Origin of the sequence: Lentzea sp. NPDC060358 (genome assembly GCF_042725365.1) — a bacterium.
Taxonomy (GTDB): Bacteria; Actinomycetota; Actinomycetes; order Mycobacteriales; family Pseudonocardiaceae; genus Lentzea.
In genome coordinates this window covers 1-9,974 of the sequence record NZ_JBHXCW010000267.1, presented here as the reverse complement: position 1 = coordinate 9,974, position 9,974 = coordinate 1, and the positions used below count along the sequence as shown (strand labels likewise).

Below are 9,974 nucleotides of genomic sequence, written 5' to 3'. Positions count from 1 at the left end.
GTACGGCAACAAAGCCATCTCCCGTGCGTTTTTGATCGCCGTGGCGACCTGGCGCTGCTGCTGCGGCGTCAGGCCGGTCACGCGCCAGGACCGGATCTTGCCCCGGTCCGAGATGAACTTGCGCAGCAGCGCGACGTCCTTCCAGTCGACGACGGTCACGCCCTCCTTGGCGAGGAGGTTCTGCCTGCGCTTGAGCACCTTCCGCTCGCGCATCACCAGCTCGCCTTCGACACGCCGGGCAGCTCGCCGCGGTGGGCCATCTCGCGCAGCCGCAGCCGCGACAGGCCGAACTTCCGGTTGAAGGCGCGCGGCCGTCCGTCGACGGCGTCCCGGTTGCGCAACCGGGTCGGCGACGCGTCGCGCGGCAGCTTCTGCAGGCCCCGCAACGCCTCCTCGCGCGTCTCCGGGTGGCGCAGCATCTCCTTCAGCTCCGCGCGGCGCTCCGCGTAGCGCGCGACCACCTCGCGGCGGCGCCGGTCCGCGGCGATCTTCGACTTCTTGGCCACGTCAGCGCTCCTCCTTGAAGTCGACGTGCCGGCGCGCGACCGGGTCGTACTTGCGCAGCACCAGGCGGTCCGGGTCGTTGCGGCGGTTCTTGCGGGTCACGTAGGTGTAGCCGGTGCCCGCGGTCGACCTCATCTTGATGATGGGCCGCACGTCGTTGCCCTTGGCCATCAGACCTTCTCCCCTTGCGCGCGGAGCCGGGCGACGACGGCCTCGACGCCCAGTTTGTCGACGGTCTTGATCCCCTTGGCGGACAGGGTGAGCGTCACGAACCGGTTCAGCGACGGCACCCAGTACCGCTTGCGCTGGACGTTCGGGTTCCACCGGCGCCGCGTCTTGCGGTGCGAGTGGGAGACGCGGTTGCCGAAGCCGGGCTCGCGGCCCGTCAGCTGGCAGCGCACTGGTACCTCCAGATTGAAACGACATTCGTTTTCATCTACGGTACCCCACATGGAAACCGTTGTCGTCATGGTGGCGGGGCTGGTGGACCACGACGTCGCCGTGCGGGTGTGGCGTGACCGGCCCGGATCGGTGCTGGTGCGGCACGTGGCCGGCGAGACGTCCGTGTGCCGCTGGGTCGACGGCGTCGCCACCGACCTCGAGCTGCTGCACGGGTGCGTCTCGTGCACCGTGCGGGAGGACCTGCGCGCGGTGCTCGGGAGCTTCGGAGGGCACACGGTCGTGCTGCACCTGGACCCGTTGCTCGAACCGGACGCCGTGCGCCGCAACCTCGGCGTCGACGTCGAGTGCGTGATCACCGTGCTCGACGCGACGAGCTGGCTCGACGACGCGCTGGGCGACGCGTCGATGGTCACCGACCAGCGGACGGTGGCGCAGGTCGTCGTCGCGCAGGCCGAAGCGGCCGACGTGCTGGTGCTGCAGGGGGATGCGGACGCGCGGACGCTCGCCGTGCTCGACCGGCTCGCTCCCGGCGCGCACATCTGCACGCCGGACGCCGTCGTCGTGTGCCGGAGCGCACGGCCGCGGCTGGTGCCGCTCACGCCCGAAAGCGGTGTGTCGACAGCGGTTTTCACGGCCGACCGGCCGTTCCACCCCGGGCGGCTGAACGACGCGCTCGACTCGTTGCTCGACGGCACGGTGGTGCGCTCGCGCGGCCGGCTGTGGGTCGCCGACGAGCCGGACGTGGCGCTGCACCTGGAGTCCGCGGGCGGCGGGCTGCACGTCGGCGCCGGCGGGCCGCGGGACGGCAGGACCACCCAGATCGTGGCGATCACGCTGGGGGAGCCGGACGACATCACCGCGGCGTTCGCCGGCGCGCTGCTCACCGACGACGAACTGTCCTTCGTGGACTCGATCCGAAAGCTGGAGCTGTGAAGCCAGGAATCCACCCCGACTACCACCCCGTCGTCTTCCAGGACGCCTCGACCGGCAAGACCTTCCTGACCCGGTCGACCGCCACCTCGTCGCGGACGGTCGAGTGGGAGGACGGCAACTCCTACCCGCTGCTGGTCGTCGACATCACCGCCGACTCGCACCCGTTCTGGACGGGCACGCAACGGCTCGTCGACACCGCGGGCCGGGTCGAGAAGTTCCACCGCCGCTACGGGAAGCGAGAGCGCTGATGGCCGTTCCGAAGCGCAAGACGTCGCGTTCGAACACACGGCACCGCCGGTCGCAGTGGAAGGCCACCGCGCCGGACCTCGTGCGCGTGCGGACGTTGGACGGCAAGGAACTCCTCGTGCCGCGCCGTCTCGTCGCCGCCTACAAGCGGGGACTGCTCTAGTCCGGGAGCTGGACCGTCCCGTCCGGTGAGTCGCGCCACTGGTCGAAGGGGCGGTCCAGCCTCCACCCCGTGCCGTCGTGGTCGATCACGCGGTTCTCGCAGGTGTCCGGGTTGGACAGCGACTCGAACAGGTCGATGCTCCAGTCGAAGAACCGGCGGCACAGCAACCTGATCGTCAGCCCGTGCGACACCACCAGCACCGTCTTCGGGTGCCCCTCGTCCTTGTGCATCCGCACGGTCAGGCCGTCGAGGAACGCCGCGACGCGGTCGTCCACGTCGGCGCCGGACTCGCCGTTGGGCAGCCGGAAGAAGAAGTGCCCGAACGCGTGCCGCTGGTGCTTGAGCACCTCCTGCTGCACCGGGTCCTGGAGGTTGCCCCAGTCCTGCTCGCGCACCCTCGGCTCGGTGACGATCCGCTCGGCGTCGAGGCCGAGCAGCTCGAACGTCCGCTTCGTCCTGCGGTACGGCGAGACGTAGGCCGCGACCGGGCCGTCGCCGGCGAGGTCCCTGATCACCGGACCGGCCGCGCGGGCCTGCTCCTCGCCGGTCGGGGTGAGCGGCAGGGCGTGGTCGGGGATGCGGCAGTAGGCGAGCTCGTCGACGTTGCCGAGGCTCTGTCCGTGGCGCAGCAGGATGATCCGCACCTCACCATCGTGCCCCAGTCCCGCGGGTGCCCGAGCCGTTACAGTGCTCGGCGAGTCGAGGAGGACGGTGTCACATGATCAAGTACGTCGTGCTGTACAAGAGGCCCGCGGACCCGGAGGGCTTCGACCAGAAGTACTTCGAGTCGCACCTGCCGATCGTGAACTCGGTTCCCGGGCTGGTGCGCGCCGAGGTCGCGAAGGTGCAGCAGGTGTTCCTCGCCGGGTTCCTCGGTGAGACCGAGCCGCACCTCGTGGCGGAGATGTACTTCGAGTCCGAGGCGTCGTTCAAGGCCGCCATCCAGTCGCCGGAGTGGGCCACGTCGGGCGCGAACCTCGCCGAGATCGGCGGGATGGAGCTGGTCGCGATGTTCAGCGCCGAGGTCGTGGCGTGAAGGCAGTCGTCATCGGCGGCGGCACGATGGGCGCGGGCATCGTCCACGTCCTGCTCGCGGGCGGCCACGAGGTCACGCTCGCGGAAGCCGGTGCCGACCGCGTCGAGCAGGGCAGGCGGGCCGTCGAGCGGTCGCTCGCCAAGGCGCAGGAGAAGGGCAAGCTCGCCGACGCCGCCGCGGTGTTCGCGAACCTGAGCACCGGTGAGCTGCCGGCGGACGCGGAGCTGGTCGTCGAGGCCGTGCCCGAGAACGTGCCGCTCAAGCAGAAGGTGCTGGGCGACGCGGCGGCGAAGTGCCCGCGGGCCGTGCTCGCGTCCAACACGTCGTCGCTCTCGATCGCCGAGATCGCCGCCGGACTGCCCGGCGACCGCGTGCTGGGCATGCACTTCTTCAACCCCGTGCCGGTGCAGCAGCTCGTCGAACTCGTCCACCACGACGGCGTCGACCCGGCGAACGTCACCAAGGCGCGGGCGTGGGCCGAGGACCTGGGCAAGACCGTCATCGAGGTCCGCGACTCGCCGGGCTTCGCGACGTCCCGGCTCGGTGTCGCAGTCGGCGTGGAGGCGATCCGCATGCTGGAGGAGGGCGTCGCCTCCGCGGCGGACATCGACACCGGCATGAAACTGGGTTACCGCTGGCCGATGGGGCCGTTGGAGCTCACCGACCTGGTCGGGCTCGACGTCCGGCTCGCGATCGCCGAGCACCTCGCCGCCGAGCTGGGACCGCGGTTCGAGCCTCCCGCGCTGCTGCGGGACAAGGTGGCGCGCGGTGAGCTCGGGAAGAAGACGGGCCAGGGCTTCTTCACCTGGTAAGCAGGTGTGCGTGCACATCCGCGAGTACACCGAGGACGACCTCGACGCCGTGTTCCGGCTCCGCAAGCTGGCGTTCAACTCGACGCGGCGCCCGGAACAGCTGGTGAAACCCGGCTCGCGCGGGCTGGTCGCGGAACTCGACGGCCAGGTCGCCGGCGTGCTCGGCATCGGGGAGTACGCGCAGTTCTACGGCGGCGCCGCGGTCCCCATGGGCGGGATCGGCGGCGTCGCCGTCGACGGCGCCCTGCGCGGCCGTGGCGTGGCGAACGCGCTGCTCGACGCCTCGCTGACCGTCATGCGGGAGCACGGGCAGGCGCTCTCGGTGCTCTACGCGACCGTGCCGACGCTGTACCGGGGCCGCGGCTGGGAGCGCACCGGCGTGCTGGAGTGGGTCGAGCTGCCCATGGACCGGCTGCTGGCGGTGCCGAAGCCCTCCGAACGAATCCCGTCCCGGCCGGCCCGGGAGAGCGATCTCAGCGCCCTGCGGGAGTGCTACCTGGAGGTGGCGCGCACGGTCGACGGCCTGGCCGACCGCCGTCCGCCGCGCATCGACGTCGCCGAGGTCCTCGAGATGGACCTGGTGAGCGTGCTGCCCGGCCCGAACGGCCTGCGCGGGTACCTGACGGCCCAGCGCGAACCCGGCGGCGACATGGGCCGGCTGAAGGTCTTCGACCTCGTCGCGACCGACGTCGAGGCCCAGCTGACCCTGCTCGCGTCGCTGGCGTCCTGGGCGGGCACGCTGGAGGCGGTCGACCTGCGGATCACCGACCCGGCCACGCTGAACCTGCTGGCCGGCACCCCGTTGCGGTACTCGGTGTGGACCGCGACCTGGATGCTGCGCGTGGTCGACCTGCCCGCCGCCGTGGCCGCCCGCGGCTGGCCCGCCCTCGCCGGCACCGCCGTCGACCTGGACGTCGTCGACCCGCACGCGCCGTGGCACGCGGGCCCGCAGCGCCTCGTCGTGGAGGACGGGGCCGCGCGTCTCGAACCCGGTGGGACGGGTGCGGTCCGGCTGCACGCACGGGCGCTGGGGCCGTGGTTCGCGGGCGCGCAGAACACGCACGCGTTGCGCCGCGCGGGTCTGCTGGAGGGCGACCAAGCGGACGCAGCGGTGCTGGACCAGCTGGTCGGCGGGTCCGGCGTCCCCCGGCTCGCGGACTTCTTCTGACGCCTTCACCGGCGCGCGTCGCTGTTCACCCGATCGGCTCCCTCAAGTAACAATGGGGCCGTGGCGGGGGACCAGGACGAGGTCAGGCATGCCTACGGCGACAACATCGGGTGGCGCCTGAAGGGCTATTCGAAGCGGCACAGCGGGCCACCGGTCAGCGTGCGGGACCTCTCGCGCGACGAGTTCCTCCGGATCCGGCCGTTCTTCGACGCCGAGGACAACCCGTGGCTCGTCGACCTGCACCAGGTGGTGCCGCAGGCGTGGCACGACGTCCAGCGGGTGCTCGGCCCGCTCGACCCCGAGCAGGACTACTACGTCACCGGCCAGCCTCTCGACTGGGACAAGGACCCGGTCCAGGCCGCGCGCGACGTGCTCGACGAGCGCTACCCGCTCGCACGGGCGGCGTTCCTCGGCGGCAGCGTCGCCGCCGGCACCTACACGGCCAACTCGGACCTCGACATGGTCGTGATCGTGCACGACCTGCCCGGCGCGTTCCGGGAGACGCTCGTGCACCGCGGCTGGCCGGTCGAGCTGTTCTGCCACACGCTCGAGTCCTTCCAGGACTTCGTCGCACGGGACACGAAGGACCGTCGTCCGCCGTTGCTGCACATGTGCGCCGAGGGTTTTCTCATGCTCGACTCCGACGGCACCGGTGCGCGGATGCGTGCCGAGGCGCGCGCTCTGCTCGACGCCGGCCCTCCGCTCCCGACCGTCACGGAGCTGGAAGACCGCCGTTACGGCACGACCGACCTGCTCGAAGACCTGATCGGGGCACGCGACGAGGACGAACGGCTGTTCGTCGCGGCACGGCTGCTGACCTGCGCGGGCGAGCTGGCGCTGGTCGTGCAGAACCGGTGGCTCGGGCACGGGAAGTGGCTGCTGCGGCGCCTGCGCGACGCCAAGGAGGACGAGCTGGTCGACTCCTACCGCGCTCTGGTGCGGGGCGAGGGCGCGGAGCGGTTCATCACGGTCGTGGAGCACGTCCTGACGTCCGCGGGTGGGCGGATGGAGGCCGGTTACCGCCGGAATGCGTCCCAGCGCTAGGTCGTTAGTCTGTGCGTTCGTGCTGCTCGTCGTCCTGGAACTGATCGGGATCGCCGTGTTCGCCGCCTCCGGTGCGGTGGCGGCGGTCCGCGCCCGCCTGGACGTGTTCGGCGTGATCATCCTGGCCCTCACCACGGCCCTGGGCGGCGGCATCATCCGCGACGTCCTGCTCGGCGTGCACCCGCCGACGAGCCTGCGGAGCTGGCCGTACCTGCTGGTCGCGGGCGTGACCGGGCTCGTCGTCTTCTGGTATCACCCGCAGGTCGCGAAGCTCCGCCGGTCCGTGCTGCTGCTCGACGCCGTGGGGCTCGGCCTGTTCGTCACGTCCGGCACCACCACCGCGCTCACCCTCGGCGCGCCGCCCTACGCGGCATGCCTGATCGGAATGACGACCGGTATCGGCGGCGGAGCGCTGCGCGATCTTCTTCTTCGCGAGATCCCGTTGGTCCTCAGGAGAGAGATCTACGCCGTGGCGGCGCTGTGCGGAGCGGTCGTCGTCGCGGTGGGTGAGTGGGCCCGGTTGCCGAAAGGCCTGGTCGCGCTGACTGGTGCGTCGATAATCATCACCATCCGGCTGATAGCGCTCTGGCGGAAGTGGAACGCACCCGTCGCACGCGGCCTCGACGGCTAACGCCGAACTCACACCCGCAGTTAGGGACCTTCTCAGGCGCCTCTCAGATCCCTCGGCAAGACTTGCCCCCATGCGCATCCTCGTTGTGGACGACGATCGGGCGGTCAGGGAGTCACTCCGCCGTTCGCTCCAGTTCAACGGCTACCAGGTCGAGACGGCCGGAGACGGCATGCAGGCCCTGGAGTCGGTGACCGCCGCCAGGCCGGACGCGATGGTGCTCGACGTGATGATGCCGCGCCTCGACGGCCTCGAGGTGTGCCGCAGGCTGCGCAGCACCGGCGACGACCTGCCGATCCTCGTGCTGACGGCACGTGACGCCGTGAGCGACCGGGTGTCCGGTCTGGACGCCGGCGCCGACGACTACCTGCCCAAGCCGTTCGCGCTGGAGGAGCTCCTCGCGAGGCTGCGCGCGCTGCTGCGCCGCGCCGCCCACGACGACGCCGCCGCGACCCAGTCGGCCGCCGTGCTCAAGTTCGCCGACCTGGAGCTCGACCCGTCCACCCGCGACGTCCGCCGCGGCGACCGCCCGATCAGCCTGACCCGCACCGAGTTCGCGCTGCTCGAGCTCCTGCTGGCGCACCCGCGCCAGGTGCTCACCCGCAGCCGCATCCTGGAGGACGTGTGGGGATACGACTTCCCGACCTCGGGCAACGCTCTCGAGGTCTACGTGGGGTACCTGCGCCGCAAGACGGAGTCGGAGGGCGAGCCGAGGCTGATCCACACGGTGCGCGGGGTGGGCTACGTCCTGCGGGAGACGCCTCCGTGATCTTCGAACCCCAGGGGCGCCTGCAGAAGGCGTCGCTGCGGGCCCGGGTCACCTGGCTGGCCGCGTTCTGCGTCGCCGGGGCCGTCGCGCTGGTGTCGTTCGGCGCGTACATGATCGTGCGCAAGAGCGTGTACGACGCGCTGGACGAGAGCCTGCGCACGCGCGCGGTGGCCGTCGCGGCCGGCGAGAAGATCAACACGCCGGACTTCGTCGGCAAGTACCCCGCGGCGTTCCTCGCGGCGGGCGACGTGAAGATGGGCGTGCTGCTCGCCGGCAGCGGCCAGCTGCTGTACCCGCAGGGCTCCGACCGGCCGCCCACGGTCGAGGAGGCGTGGGACGTCGCCCAGGGCGAGCGCGACGAGTACATCTGGACCGACCACAAGACCGAGTCGCGCGTCATCGCCGTCAAGTACCAGCCGGACCAGGCGATCATCATCGCCCAGTCGATGTCGCCGCAGCGCACGACGCTGGCCAAGCTCAGCGTGGTCCTGCTGCTCATCGGCGGCGCCGGGGTGCTGCTCGCGGCCATCGCGGGCACGGCGGTCGCGCGCACGGGCCTGCGCCCGGTGCAACGGCTGACGGAGGCCACCGAACGGGTCGCGAACACCGGCGACCTGCGGCCGATCCCGGTGTCGGGCGACGACGAGCTGGCCCGGCTGACGCACAGCTTCAACGCGATGCTCGGCGCGGTCGCGGAGTCCCAGGAACGGCAGCGCCGCCTGGTCGCCGACGCGGGCCACGAGCTGCGCACGCCACTGACCTCGATGCGCACGAACCTGGAGCTGCTGCTCGCCTCGGAACGCCCGGATTCCCCCACTCTGTCCGAAGAGGACAAAACGGAGATCCAGTCGGACGTCCGCGGCCAGCTCGACGAGCTGACCACGCTGATCGGTGACCTGGTCGAACTCGCCCGCGAGGACGCGCCGCAGGTCATCCACGAGCCCGTCGACCTCGTCGAGGTGGTAGAACGGTCGCTGGACCGCGCGCGCCGCCGCGCCTCGAACGCCGTGACGTTCGACGTGCAGCTGCAACCGTGGACACTTCTGGGTGATTCGAGTGCTCTCGAACGCGCGGTGCTGAACCTCCTCGACAACGCGGTGAAGTTCAGCCCTTCGGGTTCATCGGTGCGGCTGAACCTCCGCCAGGTGGGCGACGGCAGCGCCGTGGTGGAAGTGGCGGACGCGGGCCCCGGCATCGCGGACGCCGATCTACCTCACGTTTTCGAGCGGTTCTACCGTTCGTCCGAGGCGAGGACCCTGCCCGGATCCGGCCTGGGACTGGCCATCGTCAAGCAGGTGGCACAACGGCACGGCGGCACGGCGACGGCGGGCAGAGCCCCCGAAGGCGGTGCCCTGTTCACGTTGCGCCTACCCGGACGTCCGTAAGGTGGGGCGTGTGAGTCATCGCGTGAACGACGATTCTTCGTCGAGCTGGGAGACGACGCCTCCCGCCGGAGACGGCACTGCGCGCACCACGCGCTTCTCGACGTCCCGTTCGTCCTCTTCCTCCTCGTACGAGTCGTCCCACGACGACTCGACGCCGAAGTTCTCGCGGAAGAAGGCGAAGAAGAAGCAGCCGTTCTGGAAGGAACTGCTGGTCATCTTCAGCGTGGCGCTGCTGCTGACCGTGGTCATCCAGACGTTCGTCGCACGCGTGTTCGTCATCCCGTCGGCCTCGATGGAGACGACGCTGCACGGCTGCACGGGCTGCGTGAACGACAAGGTGCTGGTCGAGAAGATCACGTACCTGTTCAACGACCCGCGTCCCGGCGACGTGATCGTCTTCCGCGGCCCGCCGAACTGGACCGGCGGCAAGGAGCCCCCGAACTTCGTGGTCGGCACCCTGCAGGACCTGGGTTCGATGGTGAACCTGTCCGAGCCCAGCGGCACGGACTTCATCAAGCGCGTCATCGCCGTCGGCGGCCAGACCGTCGAGTGCTGCGACGACCAGGGCCGCGTGATGGTCGACGGCAAGCCGCTGGACGAGCCGTACCTGAACTTCGGCGGCGGCCCGCGCCAGCAGGACTCGTTCGAGAAGGTCACCGTCCCCGCGGGCAAGCTGTGGGTGATGGGCGACAACCGCAACAACTCGTCCGACTCGCGCAAGCACGGCGACCCGACCCCCGCGGACGGCGCGATCCCGATCGCCAACGTCGTCGGCAAGGCGCGCGTGATCGTGATCCCCGTCGGGCGGTGGGGCGGCATTTCGGACTACAACCCGCAGACCGGCGGGAAGTAGGACACAGGCACACGGCAAGGGGGCGGGGACC

Annotated in this window: 17 protein-coding genes; 11 read left to right on the top strand and 6 right to left on the bottom strand. The window is 70.8% G+C overall.

Features of this window, described 5'->3' with window-relative positions:
• From rpsR to rpmB, 4 genes are all read right to left on the bottom strand, one after another.
• Nucleotides 1-213, bottom strand: a 213-nt coding sequence (rpsR, locus tag ACFWGZ_RS35500; RefSeq protein ID WP_382455966.1) for a 30S ribosomal protein S18, incomplete at its 3' end; no start/stop codon positions are given.
• Nucleotides 213-506: a 30S ribosomal protein S14 gene (rpsN, locus tag ACFWGZ_RS35495; protein ID WP_382455965.1), complete on the bottom strand. Its 294-nt coding sequence runs from the start codon at nt 504-506 to the stop codon at nt 213-215. The genes rpsN and rpsR, both read right to left, overlap by 1 nt.
• A 1-nt stretch (nt 507) precedes the next feature.
• On the bottom strand, nt 508-675 hold the full coding sequence (rpmG, locus tag ACFWGZ_RS35490) for a 50S ribosomal protein L33 (RefSeq protein WP_089949827.1): 168 nt from the start codon (nt 673-675) through the stop codon (nt 508-510).
• Entirely contained in the window at nt 675-956 is a 282-nt protein-coding gene (rpmB, locus tag ACFWGZ_RS35485; protein ID WP_382455967.1) for a 50S ribosomal protein L28, read from the bottom strand. The genes rpmG and rpmB overlap by 1 nt, the downstream gene beginning before the upstream one ends.
• Here rpmB and ACFWGZ_RS35480 point away from each other — a divergent pair.
• Genes ACFWGZ_RS35480 through rpmF form a run of 3 tightly spaced genes read left to right on the top strand, consistent with a single transcriptional unit; the run spans nt 955 to nt 2,248 of the window.
• Nucleotides 955-1,839: a GTP-binding protein gene (locus ACFWGZ_RS35480; RefSeq protein WP_382455964.1), complete on the top strand. Its 885-nt coding sequence runs from the start codon at nt 955-957 to the stop codon at nt 1,837-1,839. The genes rpmB and ACFWGZ_RS35480 overlap by 2 nt on opposite strands.
• Nucleotides 1,836-2,087: a type B 50S ribosomal protein L31 gene (locus ACFWGZ_RS35475; protein WP_382455963.1), complete on the top strand. Its 252-nt coding sequence runs from the start codon at nt 1,836-1,838 to the stop codon at nt 2,085-2,087. The genes ACFWGZ_RS35480 and ACFWGZ_RS35475 overlap by 4 nt, the downstream gene beginning before the upstream one ends.
• Nucleotides 2,087-2,248: a 50S ribosomal protein L32 gene (gene rpmF, locus ACFWGZ_RS35470; RefSeq protein WP_071812574.1), complete on the top strand. Its 162-nt coding sequence runs from the start codon at nt 2,087-2,089 to the stop codon at nt 2,246-2,248. Before ACFWGZ_RS35475 ends, rpmF begins: the two co-directional genes overlap by 1 nt.
• On the opposite strand, the gene ACFWGZ_RS35465 is transcribed toward rpmF, so the two are convergent.
• Entirely contained in the window at nt 2,245-2,892 is a 648-nt protein-coding gene (locus ACFWGZ_RS35465; RefSeq protein WP_382455962.1) for a histidine phosphatase family protein, read from the bottom strand. The two genes, rpmF and ACFWGZ_RS35465, sit on opposite strands and share 4 nt — an antisense overlap.
• Nucleotides 2,893-2,966: 74 nt before the next feature.
• Here ACFWGZ_RS35465 and ACFWGZ_RS35460 point away from each other — a divergent pair, with 74 nt between their 5' ends.
• The 7 genes from ACFWGZ_RS35460 (at nt 2,967) to ACFWGZ_RS35430 (ending at nt 9,090) form a co-directional block, all read left to right on the top strand.
• Entirely contained in the window at nt 2,967-3,284 is a 318-nt protein-coding gene (locus ACFWGZ_RS35460; RefSeq protein ID WP_382455961.1) for an EthD family reductase, read from the top strand.
• On the top strand, nt 3,281-4,096 hold the full coding sequence (locus ACFWGZ_RS35455) for a 3-hydroxyacyl-CoA dehydrogenase family protein (protein ID WP_382455960.1): 816 nt from the start codon (nt 3,281-3,283) through the stop codon (nt 4,094-4,096). The genes ACFWGZ_RS35460 and ACFWGZ_RS35455 overlap by 4 nt, the downstream gene beginning before the upstream one ends.
• 10 nt (nt 4,097-4,106) lie before the next feature.
• A complete protein-coding gene (gene eis / locus ACFWGZ_RS35450) occupies nt 4,107-5,264 on the top strand; it encodes an enhanced intracellular survival protein Eis (RefSeq protein WP_382455959.1) in 1,158 nt (385 codons plus the stop codon).
• Between the two features lie 60 nt (nt 5,265-5,324).
• On the top strand, nt 5,325-6,308 hold the full coding sequence (locus tag ACFWGZ_RS35445; RefSeq protein ID WP_382455958.1) for a nucleotidyltransferase domain-containing protein: 984 nt from the start codon (nt 5,325-5,327) through the stop codon (nt 6,306-6,308).
• Nucleotides 6,309-6,327: 19 nt separating this feature from the next.
• Complete coding sequence (locus tag ACFWGZ_RS35440; RefSeq protein ID WP_382455957.1) at nt 6,328-6,939, top strand: trimeric intracellular cation channel family protein; 612 nt, start codon at nt 6,328-6,330, stop codon at nt 6,937-6,939.
• Between the two features lie 70 nt (nt 6,940-7,009).
• A complete protein-coding gene (locus tag ACFWGZ_RS35435) occupies nt 7,010-7,705 on the top strand; it encodes a response regulator transcription factor (RefSeq protein WP_330854231.1) in 696 nt (231 codons plus the stop codon).
• Nucleotides 7,702-9,090, top strand: coding sequence for a sensor histidine kinase (locus ACFWGZ_RS35430; RefSeq protein WP_382455956.1), 1,389 nt, complete (start codon nt 7,702-7,704; stop codon nt 9,088-9,090). The genes ACFWGZ_RS35435 and ACFWGZ_RS35430 overlap by 4 nt, the downstream gene beginning before the upstream one ends.
• 15 nt (nt 9,091-9,105) lie before the next feature.
• On the opposite strand, the gene ACFWGZ_RS35425 is transcribed toward ACFWGZ_RS35430, so the two are convergent.
• Complete coding sequence (locus tag ACFWGZ_RS35425; protein WP_382455955.1) at nt 9,106-9,339, bottom strand: hypothetical protein; 234 nt, start codon at nt 9,337-9,339, stop codon at nt 9,106-9,108.
• Here ACFWGZ_RS35425 and lepB point away from each other — a divergent pair.
• Complete coding sequence (gene lepB, locus ACFWGZ_RS35420; protein ID WP_382455954.1) at nt 9,314-9,943, top strand: signal peptidase I; 630 nt, start codon at nt 9,314-9,316, stop codon at nt 9,941-9,943. The genes ACFWGZ_RS35425 and lepB overlap by 26 nt on opposite strands.
• Nucleotides 9,944-9,974: the final 31 nt, after the last annotated feature.

Excerpts from the sequence above, each read along its gene's own strand:
- rpmG (WP_089949827.1), bottom strand. The coding sequence starts at position 675 with ATGGCCAAGGGCAACGACGTGCGGCCCATCATCAAGATGAGGTCGACC.
- ACFWGZ_RS35480 (WP_382455964.1), top strand. The coding sequence starts at position 955 with ATGGAAACCGTTGTCGTCATGGTGGCGGGGCTGGTGGACCACGACGTC.
- rpmB (WP_382455967.1), bottom strand. The coding sequence starts at position 956 with ATGTGGGGTACCGTAGATGAAAACGAATGTCGTTTCAATCTGGAGGTA.
- rpmF (WP_071812574.1), top strand. The coding sequence starts at position 2,087 with ATGGCCGTTCCGAAGCGCAAGACGTCGCGTTCGAACACACGGCACCGC.
- ACFWGZ_RS35460 (WP_382455961.1), top strand. The coding sequence starts at position 2,967 with ATGATCAAGTACGTCGTGCTGTACAAGAGGCCCGCGGACCCGGAGGGC.
- ACFWGZ_RS35435 (WP_330854231.1), top strand. The coding sequence starts at position 7,010 with ATGCGCATCCTCGTTGTGGACGACGATCGGGCGGTCAGGGAGTCACTC.
- ACFWGZ_RS35425 (WP_382455955.1), bottom strand. The coding sequence starts at position 9,339 with ATGACCACGGTCAGCAGCAGCGCCACGCTGAAGATGACCAGCAGTTCC.